We start from the raw sequence: 24,687 nt of genomic DNA, 5'->3' as shown, positions 1-24,687 counted from the left end.
CTTACTTCTGGCTCTCGTCGTAGTAGTGGATCTCGTAAAGGAGACATCCAGTCTCGGACTTGAACGGACCGTGCCAAACGCCCGGAGGACGGCATGCATAGGTTGGCGCGGCGAACTCTTCACCTCCCACGCCGTTCTCGTCGTTGCCCACTGTCAGGTTTCCCGACACCAGATAGACCTCTTCCCAGTGGTCATGAACGAAAGGCTTGGTGGAGAAGGCGCCCGCTTCGAACCGAAGCAGTCGCGTCCGGCTGCCGGACTTGTTCACTTCGTCGATGTCACTGGCCAGAATCTTCTCCTGCACGCCCGCGCCTGGCGGATACCCGGGAGGGCTCTGCCATCCGTTGACCATGTCCAATGGGTGAAATTCAAGGTGGGGTTTGTTCATCGGCATAGCGCTCTCCTTTCAGCCCTCGATGGGCAGTTCAGTCACACGATAGGAATGGGTCAGGCGGCGTTGGAGCACAGGATCTTCCAACTCCATTTCGAACAGTTCGGCAGGCTCCAAGCTGCCGTGCACAGCCAGCGTCCCGCAGAACATGGCCAGTCCGGGTTCGGGGACGTAGCCTTCGCCGCCGTATAGCTTGAGCAATTCAAAGGGATGACGCATTTTGGCGAGAGGCCCTTCTTGGTAGAGCCGACGTTGACCACCCTTCGTCATCCAAGAGCGAACGATGAGCTCGTTCCAGTGGCCTTCCACTTCCTCGAATTTCCAGACCTTCGTAGACACGGGCTTAGCGCACATTTGCTTGGAAATCGTGATGCCCACGGTCTCAACTTCGCGGTCCGTGTGGTCGGAGCCGATGCCCAGCCACAGGCCGCTCTCGGTGCTGAAGATCACGGGTTCCACCTCACCGCTCGCGGTGCTTCCCACCACTTCGATCGATTCGCGCTGGGTAAGCAGCGTGGCAGCACCCCGGTAGAAGATTGGCGTCTTCTTCGGGCGTCGCACACCCAACGCCTCCAGTTCCAAGATATGGGCTTCGATGGCCGCAGCGTCGCTGCCGGTCCAGCCCGCGATCACCAGATCGGTGACAGGCACATCGAGGAGGTGGTCGGCCGTCTCGAAATGCAGCGTTGTTCGAACATTGTTCATTTCCGTCTAGTTCCTCTTGTTCACCGGCTTGTGGACCTTGGCGCCGCACCTCGAACCTACCCCGTTGCATGCGCCAAATAGATGAGTTAACATACCTATGTGGCTTAGTATGCAGCGTTTGCGATCTGGCGTCAACCGTGGGATCCAGCGAAGCCAACGAGCCAAGTCGCCGTCCATTCAAGGCGGTATCAAGTCGTTTCAACTAGGAGCTACAGTGGTCACAGCTAACTTGCGTACGGGTGATGAGTACCTGCGCGCGCTGCGCGATGGTCGACAAATCTATGTGGATGGCGAACGGGTCTCGGATGTGACGACCCATCGCGCTTTTGCGAGGGGAGCTCGCTCCCTGAGCAACCTCTACGACATCGCGGCTGCGCCCGAGAACCGGGAGGTGATGACGTACACGTCACCGACGACCGGCAACCCGGTCCTCCGCGGCTTCCAAATCCCGCAGACGCACGCCGATCTGAAAGCAAAGCGTCTGGCGAGCGAAATGTGGTCGGAGGCGACCTTCGGGCTGATGGGGCGCTCGCCAGATCACGTCGCCGGATTCTTCGCCGGCTATGCGGCCGTTCCGAGCGTGTTCGCTGCTGGTGGACAGCAATTTGCGGACAACGTGGTCAAGTTCTACGAGCACCTTCGCGAGACCCACCAGTACGTGACGTACGCCATCGTGCCTCCGCAGATCGACCGCAGCAAGCCAGCGCACCAGCAAAGCGACCCTACCTTGTACGCAGGTGTCGTCAAGGAAAGAGACGACGGCATCGTCATCAAGGGCGCCCAGCAACTGGCAACGGCCGGCGTCTACTGCGACTACATCTACATCAGCACCATCCACCCGCTACAGGCCGGAGACGAGAACTATGCGTTCGGCGTGGCCGTTCCAGTGGGAGCCCCTGGCGTCAAGCTCTACCCGCGTCGCCCGTTCGGCGGTCAGGCACTGAACTCCTTCGACTACCCGCTGTCGAGCCGCTTTGACGAATCGGACTGCTTCGTGGTGCTCGAAGACGTGTTCATCCCTTGGGAGCACGTTTTCATCTACCGCAACCTCCAGGTCGCCCGCGACCAATGGTGGAAAACGCCCGCGCACCTGTATGGCAACTTGCAGGCGCAGGCTCGCTACGCCACCAAGCTGCGTTTCATGACCGGCTTGGCCAAACGAATGAATGAGCTGACGGGCAACGACGCCAACCCCGCAGTGCAGACCCAGATGGGCGAGTTGACCTCGCTCGTGTCGATCGTCGAGAACATGCTTCTGGCACAGGAAGTAGCTGCCGAGAAGGACAGCAATGGTGTGCTGTGGCCGTCCCGAACCGCCCTGTATTCGATCATGGCGCTCCAATCGGAGTTGAACGCTCGTATGGTGGAAATCATCCGCGAGTTGTCCGGTGCTGGGATGATCACCCTCCCGTCGTCGCACAAGGACTTCCACAACGCCGACACCGCAGCCGACGTGCAGCGGTACTATCGCTCGGCGACCACGACCGCCGACGAGCGCGTCGCGCTCATGCGGATGGCCTGGGACTTCATTGGCTCGGAGTTTGGGAATCGCCACCAGCAATACGAGAAGTTCTACGGTGGTGCGTCCTTCTTGGTCAAGCAGAACGTCAACCGCAATTTCGACTACGCACGAGCAACTGGCCTGGTCGATCGCGCGCTGGCCCTTCCAGGCTTCGAGGGCGCGTTCGGACCGAACGACTACAAGTAACACGCCAATCGAATAGAAAGGGCCGGACATCCGGCTCTTTTAAGCAAACCCTTTCACACTTTAGTTATATTAGCGTTTTGACAACACTATTCAAATGACCTATATTTCGATGGTTTAAAGTCTTTAGAAACTGAGTGTGGCGGCATAGGGCGCGCTCATTCGGGAGCCATCAAATCAAATGACCACCGCTTCAAGGCCCTCGCGTGCCCTTACCAAACCACGTGAACCCAATCTCGATGTGCCTGTCGCGTCGCAACCGCTCTCCGTTGATCGGATCCGTCGCAAAAGTAATGCAAGCCGCAAGGCACGAGACGGCAATAAGCACCTCTACTTCATAGGGGTTGCCGAAGCGCGCTATGTGCTGCGAAAGGTGTTCCGTATTGTCGAAGAGCAGGCCAAAAAGTTTGGCATCGATCCGCTGGCTCACCAGGCACTTATTCAGATCTACGGTACTCCCGAAATGGAGCTGCAGGTCAATCAAATTGCCAGCCGGCTTGATATAACGCCAGCCTTCTCTTCCAGCCTTGTCAAAATGCTAGTCGAAAAGGACCTGGTGGTGCGGCGGCGCGGCGATCAAGATCAGCGAACGACCTATGTCGCCATGACGGATTCCGGCCGAGATACGCTGCACAAGATCGACGAGAACGTAAAGTTCCATGTGGATTATTTTGTCAGCCAGCTAAGCATCGAAGAGCGTGAAAGCGCTTTGTCAATCCTGATGTTCTACGTCGGCGCGAAGCTCTGACGTAACTGCGCGGCGGTTTGCCCCAGGGCCGCAGTTGGCCCCAGAGGACGAACGGGTTCGCGCTTGCCGGTACGGCATGCCATGGGCGCTCCCGCCTACTCTAGCCTTCAGCTAGCGGCGGAGTCTTAACGCCGCCTCTATGCTTGTCCCACGGCAAATCCCGCGACGATCCTCAGCAGCGCACGTCGTCGTTCCGACACGGGTGGGCCAGACGGGTCGGGAAGCGGATCAAGTACCAAGAGATGGAACCGAGGCACCGGGGTGGTGCACTGGGGCGCCCTCGGAGTCCGTAAGCGCCGCCGCGCAGGTGTATACGGCTGGCCCGGATATTGCACCAGTCAACAAGGCTAGTTAGCATAGCCTATCAAGCACTCACGCAAGCGCGGGCATCTGGGCTTTGAGTCATGACACCCCAAAGGATTTCCATGCTTTCCCGTCGAACATTTCTCACTGCCGCAGCCGTCTTGGGCCTCGCGCAACAAGCTGGCGCCCAAGATTACCCCAGCCACCCTATCAAGCTCGTGGTGCCGTTCGGCGCCGGCACGACCGCAGACATCGTGGCGAGGGTCTTCGGCGAGGGCATCGCGCGACAGATGGGCCAGCCAGTCGTCGTTGAAAACAGAGCCGGCGCCGGCGGCAACATCGGCGTAGATACAGTCGCCAGAGCTTCCGCGGACGGATACACCATCCTGCTTGGAACTGTGGGCACACACGCGATCAACCCCGCGCTGTACCGAAAGACCGGCACAGACGCGCTCAAGGACTTCGCGCCCATCGGCTTTGCCGGCTCCACTCCTACCCTGCTGATCGTCTCGGCCAACTCACCCTACAAGACGCTGAAGGACCTGCGCGCCGCTGCGTCAAGTGGAAAGAGCCTGAGCTTCGCCTCCGCGGGCAACGGAACTTCAGGCCACTTGGCTGGCGAGTTGCTCAAGGTTCGCCTCGGTGGCGACATGATGCATGTGCCCTACAAGGAGGGTGCGACCGCACTGAACGACGTTATTGCGGGCCAAGTGGACTTCATGTTCTATCACCCCGTCGCGGCACTTTCCCACATCCGCGCGAACAAGTTGCGCGCACTCGGCACATCTACTGCGCAGCGAACTGCGATCGCCCCGGACGTCCCCACGATCCAGGAGCAGGGCGTGGAGCGTTTCGACCTGATGGCTTGGATGATGCTTTACGCCCCGGCAAAGACCCCTCCCGCGATACTTGCGAAGTTATGGGACGCGACCTCGAAGGCCGTCATGACCGAAGGAACCAAGGCCAAGCTGGTCGCACTGGGCTTGGACGTCCCAGTGATGGACGAACGACAGCTTGTGCAGTTCAGCAAGGCCGAGACTGAGAAGTGGTCTGAGATTGTGAAGTTGTCTGGAGCCCACATCGATTGATGAGCCCTACCAAGGGACATAGCACTCCCCGGTCGTCGGTCGGCGCTGTGCGCCGTCAGAGTGCGTGCTTGATGGCCGTCGATGCCCGGTCTTCGCACGGCCGGCTACAAGAACCTCAAGTGCCCCATGTGAGCTCGAAGCTGTCGGAGATCAACTCCAACACAAGTTTCCCTGGCACCGTCGTGTCCAGCAGCGCCGAGACCCAGTGCTCCTTGTTCATGTGGTAGGCCGGAAGGATCCCAGCCTTCATTCTGAGCGACCCTACGATTTCCGGCCTGCTCTTGACGTTTACGACATCAACGCCGCCCTCGCCCGCGAGCCCGAGCTTCGTTCGCTGGACGGTCATGAACAGCGCGTACCACTTGCCGCTGTCTTTTTGCCGAAATACCGCGTATTTCGGGAACTTGGCCCACGGATGATCCGGTTGAGTGCGGTACCGTGCCTTGACAGATTTCATCACTGCAGTCTTCAGGCTCACAGTCGCTCCGTCCGTTCAATGCATTGGAAATATGGGGCGCTTCCGGGGCGACCGAGGGCAGCCCTGGGACAGCATGGCCAAGCCCGCCAGCGCGGTCAGTCGCGACTCCCTGAACACCGCCCCTCCCCTCCTCTTCCCATGCCCAGCGACAGCTTCAGTCAACCCCTTCCTCGTAGGCGATTGTCTCGCTAAGGGCATAGATGTCTGAAGAAACAGGCGAACTCCGCTCCTCGAGCACATGACCGACCAGTCCTGCACAGCGGCTCACCACAGCGACCGCGCGCATCGCTTCCACAGGGAAGTCGATCTCATGCAAGATCGCGCCCAGTGCGCCGGTCGCGTTCAGGACAATCCGCTTGCCCGCGTCCGCATCGATCTCTTCACTCAGCGTCTGTAGCAAGGCGATGTAGTCGCCCTTCACGCCGGCCGCCGTCGCCACTTCGAACAGCCGCGCCGCGCGTGGATCCACACCCTTGTAGTTGGCGTGACCGAAGCCGGGGATACGGCTCTTGGATTGGCGGAACTTGGCGACAAGACCCTTTGCCCATTCGCGCTTATCGCCCGCAAAGGACATCCCCTCGCTCAACAGCCGGCCTGCGCCCACCATCGTGCCCGCGTACCGATTGCCGACCATCAATGCGCCCGCTGCCAGCGGGATCTGAATGTCATCGGGATTCGAGTCCGCAACGATGCGAGCCACCAGGGCGCTGGGCGTCAGGCCATGGTCCATCAGGACCAGCAGGGCCGCGTCCAGAACCTTGCGCTGCGTCGCGGTCGGCACTCGGCCGGTAACAACCAGGTAGAAGCCTTCGGTAAAGCTAAGTTCGCCAACAACCTCACTCAGGGTGTCTTTGCCGCGAACCCGAAGGCGCGCGGTGTCGTTCAAGTGGGTTCCGATTCGTGTCTTCGTCATGATCGATTTCCTGAATTTCAATGTATCGCCCGCCAACTTCTTCAACCGCCGGACTGGATTTTGGCGATGACCTCGTCGGGGTAGCCGAGTGCACGGAACACGTCCAAGGAATGTTCGCCGAGGTCGGGCGCGGGCTGCAAAGGTTGATCGGCCCGCTGGCCATCGTAAAGAACCGGACGGCGAATCATCTTCTGCGGGCCGTGGACGGGGTGTTCGACCTCCACGAAGGAGCTCAGGTGCTTCACCTGAGCGTCATCCATGACCTCTGGAAGCGTCAGCACAGGTGCATGCGGCACGTCGTGCTCGACGAGCCTGGCGAGCCAGTGCTCACGCGATTGCGTCTTGGACGTGCGGTTCAGCTCGATCGCAAGTTCTTCATAGTTGTCCAGTCGCTGAGCGCGCTCGGCGAAACGCGGATCCGTCGCCAGGTCCTCGCGCTCGAGGGCCTTGAGCAAGCCCTCCCAGAACTTTTGGGGCGAAGACATGTGCACGGCCACCAGGGAGCCATCTTGGCAGCGCAACGCATAAGACTGCGACGCACGCACTCGCATTAAAGGATCCGGCTTGACGCCTGCCATCGTGAAATTGGCAAAGGGATCGCTGATGAACGCCATGGTCGACTCCAACATGTTCAACTGGAGCGTGCGGGGCTTGCCCGTCCGTTCCCGTTCGAACAGCGCGCCGAGGATGCCGTAGCTGGCGTACATGCCGGTCAGGTTGTCCGCAATCGAGGGGCCGGTGATCTGCGCATCGGCACCGAGCAACAGGCTGGAGATGCCGCTGAGCGCCTGTCCCACCGCGTCGTAGGCCGGTCGATCAGCGTAGGGGCCGGACTCGCCGAAACCCGTGATAGAGCAAACGATCAGGCGAGGGTTGACCTCGCGCAGTTTGTCCACGCCCAGTCCAAGCCGCTCCATCACACCGGAACGGAAATTCACGATCAGCGCGTCTGCGGTTTCGATCAGCTTCAGGAACGCCGCTTTCCCGAACTCACCCTTCAGGTTGAGCGTGACACCCTTCTTGTTTCGGTTGTAGGTCGCGAAGTAGGGGCTGTAGCTGCCGCCGCGAAAGGATCGAAATGGATCGCCCTCCTTCGGATTCTCCACTTTGATCACATCAGCGCCGAGATCCGCCAGCAGCGTTCCTGCCAATGGCCCTGTGATCATCGCCGTCAGTTCGACGATTCGGACGCCTGTCAGCGGCGCGGTTGCGTTCTTGTCCATCATTGCATCCATTCCTTGCGACTTCAAACTCTAGCTGCTAGGATGCATTATTCAACTACCTTTGTCAACAGACCTATTTGCCATGGACCTGCTAAAGACGAACGTCTCCATCCCCATCGGCACAGACCAGATGGGGGCGTACTTCACACGCCCTGCGCAGCCTAAGGGAGCCATCATTCTGATTCAGGAAATCTTCGGCGTGACGCCCGCGATGCGAGCGATCGCCGATGACCTGGCAAGTGCAGGATATGCGCTTGTTGTGCCTGACATCTATTGGCGCCTCGCGCGCGATCTCGACCTTGGAAACGGTGAGGACGCCGCCGAGCGCCAAGTGGCCGTGGACTATTCATTGCGCTACGACGAAGTCACCGGCGTGGCGGATCTGGCTGCGACTGCGGACTGGCTGCAAGCCGAACTGGCCGCGCAACAGCGGCCCGTTGTCTTCGGCTTTTGCCTGGGCGGGCGCATGGCGGTCCGGCTCGCTGCGGCCACACCACTGTCCGGGATGATCTCCATGTATGGGGTCGGCTTGAACAAGCTCGACGATCTGATCCAGGCGATTCAATGTCCCGTGCAGTTCCACTTCGGAACGAACGACAACCACAACCCTGTCGAGGTCATCCAAGCGGTTCGTGACGAAGTCGCCAAGCGCGCACGGGCCGAGGACGAGTTCCATACCTACGATGGCGCCGAGCATGCCTTTTTCAATCGGTTCCGAGCGGATCGCTTCAGTCCCGGTGCGCACGAACTCGCGAGAAGCCGAGCACTGCGCTTTGTAGCTGGCCGCATTGCCGAAGCGCTACCCGGAGACCTCGCATGATCGAGTCCTTGTTGCCATGCTCGGTCAAGGAGCTCAAGGGTCGAACTGCCTTGGTGACAGGAGCGGCACAAGGCATTGGCTTGTCCATCGCCCAGCGCTTCGCCGCCGCCGGCGCCAATCTCGTCCTGGTGGATGTCGCGGATCACGAACTGCAGCAGGTGGCCACGCACTTGCGGGAACGTGGTGCCGGCGTTGTCGCCAAGGTGATGGACATCGCTGACCGGCCAAGTGCCCAGGCACTGCACGCGGAACTGGACGGGGCGTCCATCGGTGTCGACATCCTGATTAACAATGCAGCGATTGGTCCTGAGCGCAATGACCCGGCCTATCTCGTGGCCAAGCCCAAGTTCTGGTCCACGCCGGATGCGCTGTGGCTAGAGATGCTGCGGGTCAACGTCTTCGGCGCGCAACTGCTCAGTACAGTGTTCGCCCCGGACATGGTGCGACGAGGGTGGGGCCGCATCATCAATGTCTCGACCAGTCTCGATACGATGTACCGCCAAGGCATTGGCCCCTATGGACCCTGCAAAGCAGCACTAGAGGCGTCGTCACGCATCATGTTCCAGGATCTGCAGGGAACTGGAGTCACAGTCAACGTGCTGCTCCCCGGCGGCCCCGTGAACTCCCGCATGGTGCCGGCTGATTGCGGGATCGACCCCGAAGACCTTATTCAACCCGATCAACTCGCCAAGCCGGCGCTGTGGCTGTGCTCGAACGAAGCCAATGACGTCACAGGTTTGAGGTTGGTAGCGAGGCATTGGGACTCTCGGCTCTCGCCGCAGGAACGCCTCGCTACAGCGACAGCGCCGATTGCCTGGCCGCAGTTGGGCGCGCAATCGCACATCCCAGTGGCCAAGGCCTGAAACCGGGTGTAGTGACACTGCAGTTCGTGTGCCTGCGCGTCCAGTCGTTCCATCTTGACGGGTCGCGCGCGGCTCAGCACTTTCGGAGTTGTGCTCCCAGGATAGGTCCACCATTTTTGGCGGACGCCAATGCATGTTCCGGAAGTGACGGGCTAGTTCGCATTCTTCTTTTAAATGCGACAGTTCACGGACAGGGACAAATTTCGAACCGATCCTCAAACCCGTTCGAACACCGCCGCGATGCCTTGACCGCCGCCGATGCACATCGTCACCAGCGCATAACGCCCGCCGGTCCGGTGCAACTCGGCAATAGCCTTTGTCGTAATGATTGCACCGGTCGCACCCACCGGATGGCCCAGCGAGATGCCCGATCCGTTGGGATTGACCTTCTCCGGGTCGAGGCCAAGTTCCTGCGTCACCGCGCAGGCCTGTGCCGCAAAGGCTTCGTTCGACTCGATGACGTCGAAGTCGGCGACCTTAAGCCCGGTGCGCTCCATCACCTTACGTGTCGCCGGCACCGGACCAATCCCCATATAGGCCGGCTCAACACCTGCGTGGGCGTAGCCCACCAAGCGTGCGAGTGGCCGCAAGCCCAGGGCGCGTACGCGATCGGCGTCGGCCAGCGCGACGGCGGCTGCGCCGTCGTCAATGCCAGAGGCGTTGCCGGCTGTCACCAGGCCGTCCTTCTTGAACGCCGGCTTCATCTTCCCAAGTGTCTCGACGGTGGTGTCGGCGCGCACGTGCTCGTCGGTGTCGAACAGCACGATGCCTTTGCGCGTCTTCACTTCGACCGGAACGATCTGTTCCTTGAAGCGGCCGGCTGCAATGGCGGCCGCCGCGCGCTGCTGGCTGGTGGCGGCCAGTTCATCCATCTGCTCGCGCGTAATGCCGTAGCGCGCGGCCACGTTCTCGGCGGTGATGCCCATGTGGATCTTCTCCCACGGGTCGTGCAGGATGCCCAGCATGTAGTCGAGCAGCACCGCGTCGCCCATGCGTGCGCCGTAGCGCGCCGAAGTGTCGAAGTACGGCCCACGGCTCATCGATTCGGATCCGCCGCCGATGGCGATGTCGCAATCGCCCAGCGCGATGGCCTGCGCCGCCGAGACGATCGCTTGCAAGCCAGAGCCACACAGACGGTTGACGTTGAAGGCCGGCGTCTTGACTCCGCAGCCGGCGTCGATCGCGGCCACGCGGCTGAGGTAGGCGTCCTTGACGTCCGTGGGGATGACGTTGCCCATCACAACGTGGCCAATGGCATCGGCGGGTATGCCGCTGCGCTCGATGGCCGCCTTCACGACGGTAGTGGCCAGCTCCGTGTTGGGCACGTCCTTGAGCGCCCCGCCGAAGGTGCCGATGGCGGTGCGGGCGGTGCCGACTATAAAGATGTCGCGGGAGGTCATGGGTTCGAGTTTTCTGGGTTCGTGCGATCGAAAGAATGAACAAAGAAAGAAAGACTCAACGCCCGGTGAAGGATGGAGTCTTCCGGTTTCGGAAGGCGTCAACGCCGATGCGGAAGTCGTCGGTGGCAGCACAGGCTTGAAAGGCAGCCGCCTCGGCGTCGAGCTGGCCCGCCAGGTCGCGGTCTTGGGAGCTGCGCATCAACCGGCGCAGGTGACCCAATGCAAGGGTGGGGCCGTTCGCCAACCGGTGCGCCAGTGCCAACGCCTCGGCGTCCAGCTCTGCGGCTGGCACCACCCGGTTGACCAAGCCCATTCGCTCAGCGGCGTCCGCGTCGTGCGTGTCGCTGAGCAGCGCGATCTCCAGCGCACACCTCAGCCCCACCCGGCGCGGCAGAGCCCACGATGCACCGACATCGCAGCTGGCGCCAATATTCGCGTACGCGAGGTTGAAGCGCGTGCCGGCGGCGGCCAGCACGAAGTCGGCCTGCAGCATCAGGCTCAGTCCCGCGCCGGCCACCACGCCATGGACCTGCGCGACAAGCGGGGCATCCATGGTGTCCAGCACACGCACGGCCTCGTGCAGGGGGCCGATCAGCTCAGCCGCACCGCGCTGTGGGTCGGCGCTGAGCACGGTCAGGTCGCCGCCGGCCATGAATCCCTTTCCGGCGCCGCGCATGATCACGGCGCGCACGCTTGGATCGGCGGCCAGTTCGCGCACAGCGGAGAGGAACGCGCGCGCCATAGGCGGGTCAATGGCATTGAGGGCCGACGGCCGGTTGAAGCAGAGTGAGGCGACCGCGCCGTCGCGCTCAAGTAGCAGGGGAATATCAATGGTCATGAAAGGCTTTCGATTCTGATAAAGCGCGCGCATTTAGTGATTCACCGCGGCGCGTCTGACCGTCTTGCCGAGACGGCAAGTCAGGCGCCTTGGTCCAACTGTCCGAACATGGTCAAGGCGCGCACCATCAGGCGAGAGGCGCGCTTGTCGACTGGCATCGCTAGGGTAATTTGCCAACACGTGTCCGCGTCAGAGACGAAGCGAAAACATCAGACTACCTAAGGATGACTTTCTACGACGCGTAGCGCTGCTCCGTTTTCGAAAATCCGGCAAGAGCGTCCGGACCAGACAACTCTTTTCGAGTCTGCATCCTCGGCGATACCGTCTTCTCAAGCACGATTGGATTGCGGACTCCGAATTCGCCCGCCATAGATTGAATAGCGCCGACCTCCTGCGTCAGCCCATCTGTCGTTACCGCTGCATAATCCTTCACAAGCCCCGCCAACAGGCCATGTGCCTGCAATAGTGTGGCCCACTCGGTGGCACCGCGTGCAGCCAACTTGTTCTCGATGGCAGCTGTCAACGCCACGCGATTAATAACCTTCAGTGGGCCAGTCAAAAAGCGTGGATCTTCAAGCAATTCCGGAGCTTCAATCAAGGAGACGAATTTTTTCCAGTGTGCATCGATGTAGGCGGAGACAACGACCTCTCCATCAGCGCATCGAAAGGAATCCGCCGGCGCGGATAGCGGCGCGCTGTTACCGCTGCGTTCAGGCTGAACCCCTGTCATCAAGTATTCGACAATCGGACCAGTCTGAAGGTGAAGCGCTACGTCGTACAGGCTGACACGGACCACCTCACCTCGGCCAGTGCGCTCGCGACGCAACAACGAGGCCAGAATGCCATGGCACAGAGCATGTCCGCATGCCGCATCCACCACGGTGAAGCCAACCTTCGTAGCCGGCTGCTCAGGAAACCCAGTGGTTGACATCATGCCGCTCTCCGCTTGCACGATCATGTCGACGCCACCGAGTTTTGCTCCGATCTCGCCTCGACCAAAACCGGACACGGATGCATACACAAGCCTGGGATTTCGAGCCAGCAAAGTGTCTGCCCCCAAGCCCAGCCGCTCCATGACGCCTGGGCGCGCGGATTCGATAAAAACATCGGCTTCCTCGATCAGCCGAAGAACCTGCTCGCGGCCAGCTTCGGTTCGAATATCGAGCTGCGCGATGCGCTTGCCGCGGTTGTAGCCCACAAAGACCGGCGATTCAGCCAACGAGACCGCGGCCGCGGAACGTAGTTTTCGGCACATGTCGCCCGATGGCGGCTCCAGCTTGAGGACGTCGGCTCCATAGTCCGCAAGCAACAGAGCTGCGGACGGCCCCGCGATCATCTGCGCAAGCTCGACCACTCGAAACCCCTCAAGTGGTCGCTGCTCGCTCGAGTTTTGCAGTCCCACGTCATGCGGAGACGTTGAAAGGGGTCTATCGCTCATTGGCTGGTCCTGCTTTCTGGACGTCGGAAGGTGTTGGAACCACCATTTTTCGTCAGCTCACTCGAAGATGGTTCCGGACTTCTTAATGACCAGACCCCACTTATCGATTTCCGCTTTCACAAACTTCCGAAAATCCTCCGCATTCAGTCTATTGGAAGCGCCTCCGAGCTTTGCGATTTGAGCTGTCACGCTCGGATCTGTCAGAAATGCAGAAACCGTTGAAGAGAGTTTCTGAACTACAGTGCCAGGTGTCCCTCTCGGTGCCATCAGACCCTGCCATGAGTAGGCTTCGAATCCGGGAAATCCTAGCTCGGCTACGGTTGGAATGTCGGGAAGCGCTGGGGCTCGTGCTGGGCTCGTTACCGCCAAAGGCCTGAGCTTCCCGCCTGCGATATGTGGCATAGCGGACGGCAGGTTGTCGAAGATCGAATCTACTTGCCCTCCCATGACGTCAGTAATAGCGGGCGCACTGCCGGGGTAAGGCACATGCAGCATGTCGACTTTCGCCATGGTTTTAAATAGCTCGCCCGCCAAGTGAGTGGACGAGCCACTGCTAGCGGACGCAAAAGTCAACTTGCCAGGGTTTTTTCGAGCGAATCTCAGATAATCATCAAACGTCTTCAAGGGTGAAGACGATGAGACAACCAGCACGTTCGGGACAATTGCAATTCCGGCAATCGGAATGAAATCTTTCTGAATATCAAATGAAAGATTTCGATAAGCAGTGGCATTCGTCGCATTGGATGCGGTTGCCAAAAGTAATGTGTAACCATCGGAAGCCGCACGCGCCACCAATGCCGTGCCGATGTTACTGGAGGCGCCCGGACGGTTGTCAACAACGAATGGTTGACCCAGGCGAGCAGATAGTTCTTTCGCTGTGAGTCGACCGATCATGTCCGTGGTTCCACCGGCAGGAAATCCCACGACCAGACGCACGGGTCGATCCGGATAACCGTCTTGCGCAAACGAAGGCAGAACGTGCAACGCCGTTAAGCCACCAGCAGCTGATAGAAATTCTCTTCTGGCAATCATGCATGTCTCCAACAATTCTGAGATACGAATCCCAGACTATTGCGGAGCTACGCGTCAGAGAAAATCAGCTCGTCCACATTGTGATAATTTGGCGCTGCTCTTTGATCCACGCCCGAAGAATGGATACCACCAAAGTCCAGTGTCAAGAAGCACTGCCGATCGTGGGCTCCATGCCGTTCCACACTCAAGCCGTTGCGCAAGGCGCGTGTCCAGCGGATGCAGATCAGGTCCGTTCGATGCCCGCAAAGTTGCGCAAGACTTCGGCCGCACGGGCGGTAGGGTCATAAGGCAGGTTGCCGATACCGTGTGAGGTGGGTTCCGTGGTCACGGCGCTCCAAAGCTGGTCGTGGTTGCCGCTGGCGAAGTCGAGGACCGTATCGCGGACAAAGGTGTCCCGGATGGCTTGCTCGTCGCTCTGTCCTGGGCGTTGCTGGCCGACGATGCCGTACATCTCAGTCCCGTGTACGGCGGACGCACCCTCGACAGGGCCCACGACGAGCAGATGAGCCTTGCCGCCTGCGGCGGCGTGGGCGATTGCCGCACGGGCGGCGGGAAGGGTAAAGAAATAGTCAGTGAAGAGCGCCCCGCGCACCTCGACCGGAGTGCGTCCGTTGACGTCGTACACGGCAACAATGCGTCGGGCGCGGCTGCGGGGGATGCGCGACTTCCTGACGAGCTCGTCGACGAGGTTGTCGATGCTGCCCGGGTCGAATTTCTTGGTCGCGTTGATGACCCACCAGTCCGCCTCGTTCGTCGCCGTGCTGAAAAGGATGTCGACGTCGCGGTGACGCCCGGATGCAAGGACACCCAGCGGCGTGTCGACGAGAACGGCCCCGGTCTGAGAGCGGTCGTTCACGATGCCGATCGTCGTGTTGTCGATACCGTGTCGGTCGCCGATGTCGCGCGGGCTGACCTTGATGAGTGTCTCAGCGAGGAGCTTCGCATCCAGAGTGAGCAACTGTTCGGGATCGTCCGCGATGCCGAGCTCGGTGATGAACGTGATCGCGAGTTCTTCGGCCCACCATGCCGGAACGATCCGGGATGCGCCGCCGGAGAATGCAGCGAGGCGCCGGTATAGGCCTTCGGCGGCCGGGGCGGCGAGGAGCCCGATCGTGGAGTAGGCCCCGGCGCTGTGGCCGGTGACGGTGACGTTCCGAGGGTCACCGCCGAAGCGGGCGATATTCTCCTGCACCCACCTGAGCGCGGTGATGATGTCTTGCAGGCCGAGGTTGGTGGCATCCGCGAACACGCCTCCATACTGGGAGAGCGACAGCCACCCAAACGGGCCGAGCCGATAGTTCAGGGACACCCCGATGGCACGACCAGTCGCGGCGAGGCCCGAGGCATTCGAGGTGGTCTGCGTATTGGCACCGATTTCGAAGCCGCCGCCGAAGATGTAGACGATCACAGGGAGCGGTTCACCTCCCGCATCTTCGGGTGCCCAGACATTGAGATTCAGACAGTCCTCGCTCAAGCCGTTGTCGGCCTCGAGCCAGCTCGTGTCGCCGGCTTGCATCGGGGCAGGCCCCTTCTGGTCATAGGGCAGGTCCGGGTTGAACGGCAGAAGGGTTGGTCTGCAGAAGCGCTCTGCGGTGGCGTAAGGGATGCCCAGCCAGGAGCGGATCGCCCGGGGAACGGTATTGGTATTGCAATTGCGATTGGTCATGTGTTCGGTCTTTCATTGAAGGCGCGCCGTTGGGTGAAGAGGCGCAATCTTCCTCACCAGGGAAAGGGAGAGCAAGGTTCAGTGGGCGCCGAATTCCGGTGACACGTCTTCTTCGCAAGCAAACCCGACCAACGTCAGTGACAGATTTGCTTCGCGAATCGCCGCCGTTCAAGGCTGCATGCGGTTTCGCGTCCGGAAACAGTCGAGAAGCCCCGAAGTGACACGTCTGCCTACGTGGGAGTGACAACCTTGTTTTGTTCTACGCTTGGGATCGGTCGGGCTCCGATCATCAATACCTTCGAACGAGCGGAAGCATCGCGAGTGAGCCGATGGCCGACGCACCAACCAGAAACATCAACCCCGCGTTGAATGAGCCTGTTTGCGAGATCAGCCACCCGATGATGAGAGGTGACAACGCTCCAACGATGTTGCCGATTCCGTTGAACATACCTACGCCGGACGCCATCACCCGAGATGGCAGAATTTGCGGCGCCAGTGCGAAGAGCGGTGGTAACGCGGCACCCCAAAAGAATGCACTGACAGCGATCATAAGCGCCGCCGTGTGAGGGTCGGCCACAGCTGTCACAACGTACATTGATGCTCCAGCAAAGAGGAGTCCGCCAAGGCAGAAGATCGCGCGTCGGCCTACCCGGTCGGAAAGAAATGCCGACAGAATCTCACCAATGAACATCATAAAGAATGGAAGAAATGCATAAAAGCTCGTGTGCCGCAGGTCGAAACCGCGGACCTTCACGAGATAGCTCGGTAGCCAACTGTTCAAGCCCCACAGGTAGATCAGCGCGGCAGAGTTGAAGATGACGAGCATCCAAAATCGCCAGTCGCAAAAGTAGAGACTAACCTGTGACAAGTAAGATCCTTCCCGAGGTGCGGCCGGCTCGAGCTGGATGCGCGGCGGCCCTGGAGGATGGTCTCGCAAGCCGAAGAGGACAAGCGGCAGAATGACGAAAAGATTCAGCGCGGCAAGGAATACGAACGCAGATCGCCAGCCGAAGGTCGACTCGAGGTAGAACATCAATGGAAAGCCAATCGCTGAACCCAGCGGACTTCCGATCATCCAAATGGAATTCGCCCGCGCTTGCTCTCTCTTTGGGAACCACCGTTTCACCAGCGAATTCGTAATGGAGAACTGAGGGCCCTCGGCAACGCCGAGCAGGATTCTCAGTGTCAGCATGGTGGTGAACGAGCCCGCGGCTCCCATCATTGCCATCAAGATGCCCCAGCACGCTGTTCCGATGACTAGGGACCGACGCATCCCGTATACGTCCCCGACGAAGCTCAGAAGAACTCCCGAGCAGCCATAGGCGAATACAAACGACGACATTAGAAGACCCATCCGGGTCGGGTTGAATCCTGTCCCCAGAGCGTTCTGGAAGTCCGCATTGGTGAATAGAACTGCCACACTGATGCGGTCGAAGAATGCCGACAAGACGGCCATGAAAAGAATAGAAGCGATTAGCCAGCGACGGGACGAAGATCGCGGCTCAGCGACTACCGGCAAAGTCGAGGGAACGTCGGTCGCGTCCGCAGCGGTGTAGAGGGCCCGCGTTGTCATGGTGTCACCCCGAGGAGCGCGTTATCGGTGCTTTCGATGGGCATGGCAACAATCCTTTTCAAGAAGCCGCTGAATGGCGCGGCGCATTAGACAGAGAGGACACGCCGTAGATCAATGCGTGACAGCGCTCGAGTCGTGCAGCACGTTGCACTGCGCAACGCGCACGTGTCGTATCGGTGGGGGTCGCTTCTTGTCGGCGAAGCGAGAGGACACCATCAGGAACACGGCGGCGACGGCAGCGATACTATATTTGCCGAATACCTGTGTCAACACAGGTAGTTAAAATACTCAAAGAGTGACTTTTCTGGCACGCACCTTGTTCTCTTTTGGTGCGTCCGCATACGTGCACGCACCGCGACGAGCAGCGCAGCGAACTGCGCGAGGCGCAATGGCTGCTGACCAAATGGCCCGAGGGCCATGACGAGCCGCTGGAGTACTGGTTGTGCACGCTGCCCGAGGTCACGTCGCTGCAGCGTATGGTCTACGAGGCCAAGATGCGCTGGCGCATCAAGCGTGACTACCAAGATCTCAAGCAGGACCTGGGACAGTACGAGGGACGGGGTTGCGCGGCTTTCATCATCACGCCAGCCTCAGCATTGCCGCCTACGGCTTCCTGCTGGCGCAGCGGCTGCAGCACTCCGACGAGGTCGAGGAAAAAAATCCGCGCGCCAGGAGCCGGCCCTACCCCACTACTGTTCGTTTAAAGAAGAAAGCTCCTGAATCGACGCGGTATGCGGGCATTGGCCGGCTTGGGTCGCGGTCCAGGCGGCCCGATGATCTCGGGAGTCACTCGATGGGCATGCGCTTCGGCGCGTGGTGGTCGAATGATGCGTAAGGCGAGTGGCGCCGCTTGACCATCCGCGGCGAGCGCTTGTTCAGCGTGCGCGTGGCGTGGATCCGGGCGCTGGCTTCGAATGGTTCATCGAACCATAGTCGTCGGCGCCTCGGGTCATGCCGCAACCTCGACCAGCAGAGCAGTTGCACGGTCGGCTTGCGGCTGCTCAAATGCTTCAGTCGTCGAACCCAACAAAGACGCTGGCCTCGGCGACGCTCTTGCGCTCGGAAATCACCGCGTTGGCGGGGAAGGCATCGTCAGGCCAGCCGAGCGCAATGCTCTTCATGATCACCTGATCGTCGGCAATGCCGGCATGCTCGCGCACCACCGGCGATTGCATGATGCCCTGGCTGTTGATCACGCAGCCCAAGCCCCGCGACCAGGCGGCGTTGACAAGCGCAGTGGTCACCGCCCCGCAGTCGAAAGGGGTGTCGTCGCTGCCATCGAGTACGCGGTCGTAGGTGACGATGACGCAGACCGGCGCGTCGAACTGGCGGAAGCCGCGCATGACCCAGTCGTGGCGCCCCTCGTTGTCGTCGCGCGCAATGCCCATCGCCGAGAACAGCTGCTTGGCCACCCCCACCTTCCGCTCCCGGTGGGCGCCGGCGAAGACCAGGCCGGTCCGGAATTCCCGGGACTGCGGCACACCGGCCAGCATCCTCTCCGTGTTGCCGGCACGAATGCGGGCCAGCGGCTCGCCGGTCACCACATAGAAGTTCCACGGCTGGGTATTGTTGGACGATGGGGCCCGCATCGCCAGTGCGATGATTTCCTCAATCAATGCCTTGGGAACCGGGTCAGGCTTGTAGCCACGGATGCTGCGGCGGCCGAGGATGACGTCGTCGAACTGCATGAAACGCCTTCAGTCCTTGGTTGAAGAAACAAGCGCGCAATCAGAATGGCGGTGCATCGCCGAGCCGGAACTCCCGCGTGATCGCGTCCAGCTCTTGCAAGACTTGGTCGTCGAGCTTCGTTTCGACGGCCCGCAGCACTTCAGGCAACTGCGACGCACGGCTCGCCCCGAGAACCGTGCAGGTGACGCCAGGTTGTGCAAGTACCCATGCCCCTGCGAGTCGCTCAGGCGCCAGGCCGGCAAGCAGAGCCACATCCATGATGCGGTCCACTGCTTGGATCTCCTTGTCGTGCCAATACCGCTGCCTGTACGCGGCTGCGGTGCTTCCGGTGCCGAAGCGCGTGGACGCATCGGCCTGTGTCTTGCCGCGGTACTTGCCCGTCAGCAAGCCACCGGCCAGTGGGTTGTAGCAGAGCGTGGCGAGGTTCTCCGCGACGCACATGGGAAACAGGTCGCGCTCGAACTGGCGGAACAGAAGGTTGTACCGAGGCTGGACGGTGACGGGCGTCACCAGCCGCAGTGCCTCGCTCCGCCCAAGGGCACGCGCGATGCGCCACGCGCCCCAGTTCGAGACACCGACGTAGCGCGCTCGCCCGCTGCGCACAATGGTGTCGAGTGCTTCGAGCGTCTCGTCGAGCGGTGTCGTGGGATCGTCCCGGTGCAGCTGGAACAGATCGACGTAGTCGGTGCCGAGCCGCGTCAGCGATGCGTCAATGGCGCCGAGCAGGTGTTTGCGCGACGTACCGGCATCCCATGGCAGTGGACCCATCGGCCCCCCGGCCTTGGTCGTGACGATAAAGCGCTCGCGCCGGCCCTTCAGCCATTTGCCGATGATTCGCTCGGTGGTCCCCTTGCGCTCGTCCGACGCGTCGCTCGGGTACCGATTCGCGGTGTCGATGAAGTTGACGCCCGCATCCGTGGCGGCATCCAGGATCGACACCGACTCCGCTTCGTCGGCACTGGATCCAAGGGTCATCGTGCCAAGGCACAGGCGCGAGACCTGCAGCCCCGTGTTGCCGAGACGGGTCAGATGGCTGTTGCTCATATGTTCCTCATGGCTGAAAGGCTATTCGAGCGCACGCAGGCGATGTCGTATTCGCGAACCAGCCGCGCGACCAGCGTGGCGACGTCGGGAATGTCGTCGATGAGATCGATGCCTTGCCCGCCGCTCCAGATGTCGCGCCACGGCCGAATGTCGGTCGGCAGATGGGCGAACCGCTCGGCGCCGGGCTTCGCGAGCGTCTCGATGTCGATCCCGCAGCGCTTCAGCGACGGCTTCAACCAGTTCGCCGATACACCTGTGACGTTGGGCGTGAAGACCAGGTCCTGCGATGTCGATTCGACGAGCATCTGCTTGTAGTCGGCAGGCGCATCGGCTTCCTTCGTGGCGATGAAGCGCGTTCCCATGTATGCATAGTCGGCGCCCAGAACTTCTGCGGCCCGCACGCCGGCCCCCGTCGAAACGCCCCCCGCCATGACCAGGGGCCCTTTGAAGATCGTGCGGATTTTTTCGATCAACGTCAGATGCGAAAGAGGCCCTGAATGGCCGCCGCCGCCCAGACCAATGGCGATCAGGCCGTCGACGCCCTGGTCGATCGCCTTCTTCGCGAACTCCACGCTGATGACATCGTGCAGCACGCCCATATTCATCGAATGGGCGACGCGCACGACTTCGCGCGGACCGCCGTTCACACTGATGACTGTCTCCACGCCGTAGCGGGCTGCAAGCGTCAAAGTCTCCTCGATCTCCGCCGCTGGCAGCTTTGCAGTGACGTTGACCACGAGCGGGCCGACCTTGGCGGAATGGGCCAACGCCTCCTTGCGCGCGGCCTGGATCGCATCCAACCACTCCTCGAACTGATCAAGAGTCCTCGCGTTGTGGCGCGGCAAAACACCCACCAGTCCTGCAAGGCAAGCCTCGCGCACCAAGTCTGGCCCGGTGACGAGAAACATGGGTGCGCAGATGACAGGAATCGAAAGGCTGGAGCGGTTGAACATGGCTGATGTGGCTTGTGCAGGTAGGAAATCAAATGGGCGGTTGGCTACTTCGGCTGCGTCGGCTTGCGCCAGTTCCGCTCGCTGAAGCCCGTGAACAGCAGTGGCGACTTTCCGACGAACCGCTGAACAGCATCCGCGTGGTAATCCGTGCCAATGGCGACGGCTTGCGCAAGTGCCTCCGCCTGCGCCATCGCCGCCTGGCTCGACTCGAAGGTTTGATGGAGCAGCTGCTTGGTGAGCCCCACAGCAGCCACGGACGCCAGCTTCATCTTGCGCGCGAGCTCGGTGGCCGCTTCGATGGCTTCGCCTTCGGGCACCAGGTCGTACACGATGCCCATCGCCTTGGCCTCTTCGGCACCCAGCACGCGCGCCGAGAAGATCAACTCCTTGGCGCGCTGCAATCCCACGATGCGAGGCAGCGTGAAGACGATGGACGTGTCCGGCACCAGTCCCATGCGGCCGAACGCTGCACAGAAACTCGTCTTCGGCGTGGCGATGATGAAGTCGGCCGCCAGCGCGATGCTGAATCCGGCCCCGAAAGCAGGCCCCTCCACCGCCGCGATGACGGGCATCTCGAGCTTAAGGAGGTCCCGAAACCAGTCCTGGACGTTCGTCATGCGGCTGTGCATCATCTGGCTGGTCTTCTTCGTGGCCATGCCCTTCACGTCGCCGCCGCCGCAAAAAGCGCCGCCGCGCCCGCCGATCACCAATGCTCCAACATCGAGCTCCTTGTGGTCGATCCCCTTGCGCAAGCGTCTGATGACCTCAGCAATTTCCACCCGCATCACGTCATCGAGCGCATTTTTGGCCTCTGGACGGTTCAAGTGCAGAAACGCAATGCCGTCTTCGATGTCGAACTCGATCGCTTCATAAGTCATGCATTACCTCTTGGTTCGGTAGAAGGCTCGGTCAGATCGACGCCCCTGGCTTCTCACGCTGCAGGTTTGGCAACAGGCGAACCACGACCTCGCGTTCGGCCGCGAACGCGTAGCAGCTGTCCACACGAAAGCGGCGCTGCGCGTCGTTTTCAGGATCGTCAGTCGAGACGATGCGTAGCGGCGCCATGCCTTGCAACACGGTCGTGGCCATCGGGCCCAACAGCTCCACGATGTGCGTGCAGGACGCCACGCCCCCAAGCAGTTCGCGTACGCGCTTGTTCCAGCCCGCCCCGATGCTGAGACCCACCAGAGCTTGCAGCGCAGCTGCTGCCCCTGGACAGATGTGGAAAGGCGATGCCGACATCCTTGCATCTGCGGCGTGAACCAGGAGTTCAGCATCCAGCACGAGGCGAACTACGGTGTCGTGCAGGTGGTGCCCTGGCGGAGCATCCTCTTCAGCCAACAAGCGACGAAACGGGTGCGTCTTCGTGTCGACCAGGCGGCCTTCGACTTCGAACAGGCCGTCGCTGCGACGGTAAAAGCGCATGTCTACGTCGCGGTGGTGCAACTCTTCGCGCGTCACTACATCTGTGCTCATGAAAGTCTCCGGCCTCGCTGGCGATTCATCCCACCGCGGCCCGGAAGATGCGCATGTAGTTGCCACCGGCGATCTTCCCCGCCTCTTCGGAAGTGAACCCGCCGCGCAACATCGCCGCTATCAGGTTGACCCACTGCGAATAGTCTTGCAGCACACCAGGGGCGACCTGCTGATCGGTGCCCACGCAGACATGGTCTACGCCTATGACGTCGGCCATTTCCTTCAGTCCCTCGACGTATTTGTCGAGGTCCGGAAAGATGGCCCAGATCCCGATGGCACCACCGGTTTCTGCAATCGCCCTTGCATGGTCCGGGCTTACGCAACGGGCGGCCAATCGGGTCGATGCCATCGCCTTGGAACCAGCAAGCGCTGTGTGTGACAACAGCAGCGGCTTGATGGAGACGTTTGCCGCAGCCTTGGCGGTTTGTTCGGTGGCGTGCGCGACGTCGACGATCATTCCCAACCGATGGCAGGCACGGATCACCTCGGCGCCAAATTTGGTCAATCCTTCGTGCGTCACCACGCCCATCTGGAAATCACCAATATCGTTGGGTGTGAAGTGCACAAGTTGAGCGGAGCGGATGCCGCGCTGGTGGGCTTCTTCCAACCGCTCCAACTTTCCTTCCATGAAGTCCAAACCCTCGACACCCCCAATCACCGAAGGCTGGCCTGCGGCGTGAGCCGATTCCAGATCGGCTGCCGTCAGTGCGCGCTGCAAGCCATGGTGCGCCACCATCTCGTCGGCCCAGGCGAGGCGTTCGAGATGGTGGCCATAAAGCTCACCCGGCCTCGGCAAACGAGTGAGGCAGGCGACCCCGGCGGCATTCCTGCCAAGAAGGGGTTCGTCCGGAATTTCCGACAGGCACACTGCGGCAAGAGACCCGGCCCGCATCCCGGAGGCAAGGTTGCCAGTGGGCGGTGCCGGAGAATAAATGCCCTGCGGTCCGCCGTGCGTGTGGACATCCACCGAGATGGAATTGCGCAGAACCTCCAGCGCCTTGGTGCCGACCTCGGCAACCTGGGCAGCTTCGGTTGAGCCGTAGGGTCCGACACCGCCGCTGAGCATCGCCTGGACCGATGCCATCGGTGTGCTCCAGATCGAGTGGCGGCAGGAGGTGCCGACCGCGTGGAAGTGACCACAGCACATGGCTTTTTCAGGCGGCGACCGTCATGGTCATCCCGGCTTCGCGCCAGAGATCTCGACCATCCGCTTCCATCTCGCGAATTCACCCGGAAAGTTGATGCGCATCTTGGCTGAGTCTTGCAAGTCCATGACGTAACCCAACTTGTCGGCCACTTGCTTGAACTCGGGCGTATTGGCAGCCTCGAGCATGATCCGCGAAATCTCCGAGACTGTGGCTGGCGGCGTGCCGGCCCGCGTGAGCGCGAATATCGGCGAAGTCACGTCGTAGCCGCGCAGGCCCGACTCATCCAGCGTCGGCACATTGGCAAGTGCCGGGACGCGTTTCGGAGCAGTGACTGCCAAGGCACGTAGCTTTCCGGCTTGGATCATCGACATTGCAGTTGAGGTACCGGTGAGTCCCATTTGGAGTTGCCCGCCAATCACATCAGTCATAACTTGCGAGGCATCTTTATAGGGAATGTGAACGATGTTTATTCCTGCCATGTGCCCGAATTGAGCGCCCGCCATGTGGGTCGGCGAGCCAACACCCGCCGATGCATAACTGATCGTTCCCGGCTGGCGCTTGGCTTCGTTGATGAGGTCCTGGATCGTCTTGAAAGGCGAGTCCGTCGCCACCACCACAGCGAATGCGCCTTGAACAAATTGAGCGACGGGAGCGAAGTCTTGCGCGGCGTCAAACGGCAATTTCGCATGGAGGTATGGGTAGGTGAAATGCGCACTTGTCGTAATCAGGATCACGGTTCCATCCGGCGCAGCTTTGGCGGCAAAGTCGGTAGCGAGCTGGCCACCGGAGCCAACCTTGTTTTCCACCACGACCGTTGAATTCCACTGCTTGGACATGTATGCCGCGAAGAAGCGTGCCAACACGTCAGTGCCTGGGCCAGGCGAATTTGGAACGATCACCTTGATCGTTTGTGACGTGAAGGGAGCTGCAATTGCCAAAGACGGCAGCGTGAACGCGGCCAGACCGATGTGGGTAAAACGTCGACGGGTAATCATGTTGTCTTATATGGACGCCTCCCGTGTGGCAAGCGAGTTCTTGAAGTTCCGGCTGGCGGTAATGACTGCGGTCTTATATCCGGCCTGTTTGTGCAGATCGGACCGAAGTCCGCCCGCTGGCCTTGATGGTCATGCGCGGGGTCGGTGCTCATCTCCATTGCGGGCTTCGCGCGAGGGCTTGCCCGAGACAACATTCAG

The 24,687-nt window shown here is 60.9% G+C and carries 23 protein-coding genes and 1 pseudogene; 6 read left to right on the top strand and 18 right to left on the bottom strand.

What is annotated here, in order from left to right:
- Window position 1: 1 nt before the first annotated feature.
- Both ASD05_RS25785 and ASD05_RS25780 read right to left on the bottom strand, forming a co-directional pair.
- Window positions 2–394 carry a cupin domain-containing protein gene (locus ASD05_RS25785; protein WP_056598434.1) on the bottom strand — a complete coding sequence of 131 codons (393 nt, stop codon included), beginning with the start codon at window positions 392–394 and terminating at the stop codon, window positions 2–4.
- 12 nt (window positions 395–406) lie between these two features.
- Window positions 407–1,096, bottom strand: a complete 690-nt coding sequence (locus tag ASD05_RS25780) for a DUF2848 domain-containing protein (RefSeq protein ID WP_056598430.1) — start codon at window positions 1,094–1,096, stop codon at window positions 407–409.
- 214 nt (window positions 1,097–1,310) lie between these two features.
- Between ASD05_RS25780 and ASD05_RS25775 the strand changes: the two genes are divergently transcribed.
- The 3 genes from ASD05_RS25775 to ASD05_RS25765 all read left to right on the top strand — a co-directional run bounded on the left by ASD05_RS25775 (window position 1,311) and on the right by ASD05_RS25765 (window position 4,940).
- Window positions 1,311–2,804: a 4-hydroxyphenylacetate 3-hydroxylase family protein gene (locus ASD05_RS25775; RefSeq protein ID WP_162248905.1), complete on the top strand. Its 1,494-nt coding sequence runs from the start codon at window positions 1,311–1,313 to the stop codon at window positions 2,802–2,804.
- Between the two features lie 178 nt (window positions 2,805–2,982).
- A complete protein-coding gene (locus ASD05_RS25770; protein WP_082572352.1) occupies window positions 2,983–3,549 on the top strand; it encodes a MarR family winged helix-turn-helix transcriptional regulator in 567 nt (188 codons plus the stop codon).
- 425 nt (window positions 3,550–3,974) lie between these two features.
- On the top strand, window positions 3,975–4,940 hold the full coding sequence (locus ASD05_RS25765; protein ID WP_056598424.1) for a Bug family tripartite tricarboxylate transporter substrate binding protein: 966 nt from the start codon (window positions 3,975–3,977) through the stop codon (window positions 4,938–4,940).
- A gap of 115 nt (window positions 4,941–5,055) precedes the next feature.
- On the opposite strand, the gene ASD05_RS25760 is transcribed toward ASD05_RS25765, so the two are convergent.
- The 3 genes from ASD05_RS25760 to ASD05_RS25750 form a co-directional block, all read right to left on the bottom strand.
- Window positions 5,056–5,397: an MmcQ/YjbR family DNA-binding protein gene (locus ASD05_RS25760; protein WP_157610299.1), complete on the bottom strand. Its 342-nt coding sequence runs from the start codon at window positions 5,395–5,397 to the stop codon at window positions 5,056–5,058.
- A 175-nt stretch (window positions 5,398–5,572) separates the two neighbouring features.
- Window positions 5,573–6,331: a citryl-CoA lyase gene (locus ASD05_RS25755; RefSeq protein ID WP_082572384.1), complete on the bottom strand. Its 759-nt coding sequence runs from the start codon at window positions 6,329–6,331 to the stop codon at window positions 5,573–5,575.
- A gap of 41 nt (window positions 6,332–6,372) precedes the next feature.
- Window positions 6,373–7,557: a CaiB/BaiF CoA transferase family protein gene (locus ASD05_RS25750; RefSeq protein WP_235508094.1), complete on the bottom strand. Its 1,185-nt coding sequence runs from the start codon at window positions 7,555–7,557 to the stop codon at window positions 6,373–6,375.
- 79 nt (window positions 7,558–7,636) lie between these two features.
- On the opposite strand from ASD05_RS25750, the gene ASD05_RS25745 reads away from it, so the two are divergent.
- Together ASD05_RS25745 and ASD05_RS25740 are read left to right on the top strand one after the other, a co-directional pair.
- Window positions 7,637–8,374 (top strand): dienelactone hydrolase family protein, encoded by a 738-nt coding sequence (locus ASD05_RS25745; protein ID WP_056598416.1) that lies wholly within the window; start codon window positions 7,637–7,639, stop codon window positions 8,372–8,374.
- Window positions 8,371–9,237 (top strand): SDR family NAD(P)-dependent oxidoreductase, encoded by an 867-nt coding sequence (locus ASD05_RS25740; protein ID WP_056598413.1) that lies wholly within the window; start codon window positions 8,371–8,373, stop codon window positions 9,235–9,237. The genes ASD05_RS25745 and ASD05_RS25740 overlap by 4 nt, the downstream gene beginning before the upstream one ends.
- 215 nt (window positions 9,238–9,452) lie before the next feature.
- On the opposite strand, the gene ASD05_RS25735 is transcribed toward ASD05_RS25740, so the two are convergent.
- The 6 genes from ASD05_RS25735 to ASD05_RS25715 all read right to left on the bottom strand — a co-directional run bounded on the left by ASD05_RS25735 (window position 9,453) and on the right by ASD05_RS25715 (window position 17,184).
- Window positions 9,453–10,637: an acetyl-CoA C-acyltransferase family protein gene (locus ASD05_RS25735; protein WP_056598410.1), complete on the bottom strand. Its 1,185-nt coding sequence runs from the start codon at window positions 10,635–10,637 to the stop codon at window positions 9,453–9,455.
- A 55-nt stretch (window positions 10,638–10,692) separates the two neighbouring features.
- The gene (locus ASD05_RS25730; protein WP_056598407.1) at window positions 10,693–11,475 is read right to left on the bottom strand and encodes an enoyl-CoA hydratase/isomerase family protein; all 783 of its coding nucleotides are present in this window, start codon (window positions 11,473–11,475) and stop codon (window positions 10,693–10,695) included.
- Window positions 11,476–11,707: 232 nt separating this feature from the next.
- Complete coding sequence (locus ASD05_RS25725) at window positions 11,708–12,877, bottom strand: CaiB/BaiF CoA transferase family protein (RefSeq protein WP_162248904.1); 1,170 nt, start codon at window positions 12,875–12,877, stop codon at window positions 11,708–11,710.
- A gap of 93 nt (window positions 12,878–12,970) precedes the next feature.
- Window positions 12,971–13,945: a tripartite tricarboxylate transporter substrate binding protein gene (locus ASD05_RS29770; protein ID WP_082572348.1), complete on the bottom strand. Its 975-nt coding sequence runs from the start codon at window positions 13,943–13,945 to the stop codon at window positions 12,971–12,973.
- Between the two features lie 223 nt (window positions 13,946–14,168).
- Window positions 14,169–15,611, bottom strand: a complete 1,443-nt coding sequence (locus tag ASD05_RS25720; protein WP_056598401.1) for a carboxylesterase family protein — start codon at window positions 15,609–15,611, stop codon at window positions 14,169–14,171.
- Between the two features lie 289 nt (window positions 15,612–15,900).
- Window positions 15,901–17,184: an MFS transporter gene (locus ASD05_RS25715; protein WP_082572346.1), complete on the bottom strand. Its 1,284-nt coding sequence runs from the start codon at window positions 17,182–17,184 to the stop codon at window positions 15,901–15,903.
- 350 nt (window positions 17,185–17,534) lie between these two features.
- On the opposite strand from ASD05_RS25715, the pseudogene ASD05_RS25710 reads away from it, so the two are divergent.
- Window positions 17,535–17,904, top strand: a pseudogene (locus ASD05_RS25710) (IS701 family transposase); the annotation flags it as partial.
- A 290-nt stretch (window positions 17,905–18,194) separates the two neighbouring features.
- Here the strand turns inward: ASD05_RS25710 and ASD05_RS25700 are convergent.
- The 7 genes from ASD05_RS25700 to ASD05_RS25670 form a co-directional block, all read right to left on the bottom strand.
- The gene (locus tag ASD05_RS25700) at window positions 18,195–18,872 is read right to left on the bottom strand and encodes a nitroreductase (RefSeq protein WP_056598390.1); all 678 of its coding nucleotides are present in this window, start codon (window positions 18,870–18,872) and stop codon (window positions 18,195–18,197) included.
- Between the two features lie 40 nt (window positions 18,873–18,912).
- A complete protein-coding gene (locus ASD05_RS25695; RefSeq protein WP_056598386.1) occupies window positions 18,913–19,917 on the bottom strand; it encodes an aldo/keto reductase in 1,005 nt (334 codons plus the stop codon).
- Entirely contained in the window at window positions 19,914–20,870 is a 957-nt protein-coding gene (locus ASD05_RS25690; RefSeq protein WP_056598383.1) for an NAD(P)H-dependent flavin oxidoreductase, read from the bottom strand. Before ASD05_RS25690 ends, ASD05_RS25695 begins: the two co-directional genes overlap by 4 nt.
- A 44-nt stretch (window positions 20,871–20,914) precedes the next feature.
- The gene (locus ASD05_RS25685) at window positions 20,915–21,748 is read right to left on the bottom strand and encodes an enoyl-CoA hydratase/isomerase family protein (protein ID WP_056598379.1); all 834 of its coding nucleotides are present in this window, start codon (window positions 21,746–21,748) and stop codon (window positions 20,915–20,917) included.
- 31 nt (window positions 21,749–21,779) lie between these two features.
- A complete protein-coding gene (locus ASD05_RS25680) occupies window positions 21,780–22,346 on the bottom strand; it encodes a DUF2889 domain-containing protein (RefSeq protein ID WP_056598376.1) in 567 nt (188 codons plus the stop codon).
- Window positions 22,347–22,371: 25 nt separating this feature from the next.
- Complete coding sequence (locus ASD05_RS25675) at window positions 22,372–23,430, bottom strand: dipeptidase (RefSeq protein ID WP_056598372.1); 1,059 nt, start codon at window positions 23,428–23,430, stop codon at window positions 22,372–22,374.
- A 90-nt stretch (window positions 23,431–23,520) separates the two neighbouring features.
- A complete protein-coding gene (locus ASD05_RS25670; protein WP_082572344.1) occupies window positions 23,521–24,489 on the bottom strand; it encodes a Bug family tripartite tricarboxylate transporter substrate binding protein in 969 nt (322 codons plus the stop codon).
- Window positions 24,490–24,687 lie beyond the last annotated feature (198 nt).

Origin of the sequence: Variovorax sp. Root434 (genome assembly GCF_001426595.1) — a bacterium.
Taxonomy (GTDB): domain Bacteria; phylum Pseudomonadota; class Gammaproteobacteria; order Burkholderiales; family Burkholderiaceae_C; genus Variovorax.
The sequence above is the reverse complement of the archived record's forward strand: the minus strand, read 5'-3'. Positions and strand labels throughout refer to the sequence as shown.

Excerpts from the sequence above, each read along its gene's own strand:
- ASD05_RS25720 (WP_056598401.1), bottom strand. The coding sequence starts at position 15,611 with ATGACCAATCGCAATTGCAATACCAATACCGTTCCCCGGGCGATCCGC.
- ASD05_RS25755 (WP_082572384.1), bottom strand. The coding sequence starts at position 6,331 with ATGACGAAGACACGAATCGGAACCCACTTGAACGACACCGCGCGCCTT.
- ASD05_RS25745 (WP_056598416.1), top strand. The coding sequence starts at position 7,637 with ATGGACCTGCTAAAGACGAACGTCTCCATCCCCATCGGCACAGACCAG.
- ASD05_RS25770 (WP_082572352.1), top strand. The coding sequence starts at position 2,983 with ATGACCACCGCTTCAAGGCCCTCGCGTGCCCTTACCAAACCACGTGAA.
- ASD05_RS25750 (WP_235508094.1), bottom strand. The coding sequence starts at position 7,557 with ATGATGGACAAGAACGCAACCGCGCCGCTGACAGGCGTCCGAATCGTC.
- ASD05_RS25700 (WP_056598390.1), bottom strand. The coding sequence starts at position 18,872 with ATGCAGTTCGACGACGTCATCCTCGGCCGCCGCAGCATCCGTGGCTAC.
- ASD05_RS25765 (WP_056598424.1), top strand. The coding sequence starts at position 3,975 with ATGCTTTCCCGTCGAACATTTCTCACTGCCGCAGCCGTCTTGGGCCTC.
- ASD05_RS25730 (WP_056598407.1), bottom strand. The coding sequence starts at position 11,475 with ATGACCATTGATATTCCCCTGCTACTTGAGCGCGACGGCGCGGTCGCC.
- ASD05_RS29770 (WP_082572348.1), bottom strand. The coding sequence starts at position 13,945 with ATGATTGCCAGAAGAGAATTTCTATCAGCTGCTGGTGGCTTAACGGCG.
- ASD05_RS25685 (WP_056598379.1), bottom strand. The coding sequence starts at position 21,748 with ATGACTTATGAAGCGATCGAGTTCGACATCGAAGACGGCATTGCGTTT.
- ASD05_RS25675 (WP_056598372.1), bottom strand. The coding sequence starts at position 23,430 with ATGGCATCGGTCCAGGCGATGCTCAGCGGCGGTGTCGGACCCTACGGC.
- ASD05_RS25680 (WP_056598376.1), bottom strand. The coding sequence starts at position 22,346 with ATGAGCACAGATGTAGTGACGCGCGAAGAGTTGCACCACCGCGACGTA.
- ASD05_RS25690 (WP_056598383.1), bottom strand. The coding sequence starts at position 20,870 with ATGTTCAACCGCTCCAGCCTTTCGATTCCTGTCATCTGCGCACCCATG.
- ASD05_RS25740 (WP_056598413.1), top strand. The coding sequence starts at position 8,371 with ATGATCGAGTCCTTGTTGCCATGCTCGGTCAAGGAGCTCAAGGGTCGA.
- ASD05_RS25670 (WP_082572344.1), bottom strand. The coding sequence starts at position 24,489 with ATGATTACCCGTCGACGTTTTACCCACATCGGTCTGGCCGCGTTCACG.
- ASD05_RS25760 (WP_157610299.1), bottom strand. The coding sequence starts at position 5,397 with ATGAAATCTGTCAAGGCACGGTACCGCACTCAACCGGATCATCCGTGG.
- ASD05_RS25735 (WP_056598410.1), bottom strand. The coding sequence starts at position 10,637 with ATGACCTCCCGCGACATCTTTATAGTCGGCACCGCCCGCACCGCCATC.
- ASD05_RS25785 (WP_056598434.1), bottom strand. The coding sequence starts at position 394 with ATGCCGATGAACAAACCCCACCTTGAATTTCACCCATTGGACATGGTC.
- ASD05_RS25780 (WP_056598430.1), bottom strand. The coding sequence starts at position 1,096 with ATGAACAATGTTCGAACAACGCTGCATTTCGAGACGGCCGACCACCTC.
- ASD05_RS25715 (WP_082572346.1), bottom strand. The coding sequence starts at position 17,184 with ATGACAACGCGGGCCCTCTACACCGCTGCGGACGCGACCGACGTTCCC.
- ASD05_RS25695 (WP_056598386.1), bottom strand. The coding sequence starts at position 19,917 with ATGAGCAACAGCCATCTGACCCGTCTCGGCAACACGGGGCTGCAGGTC.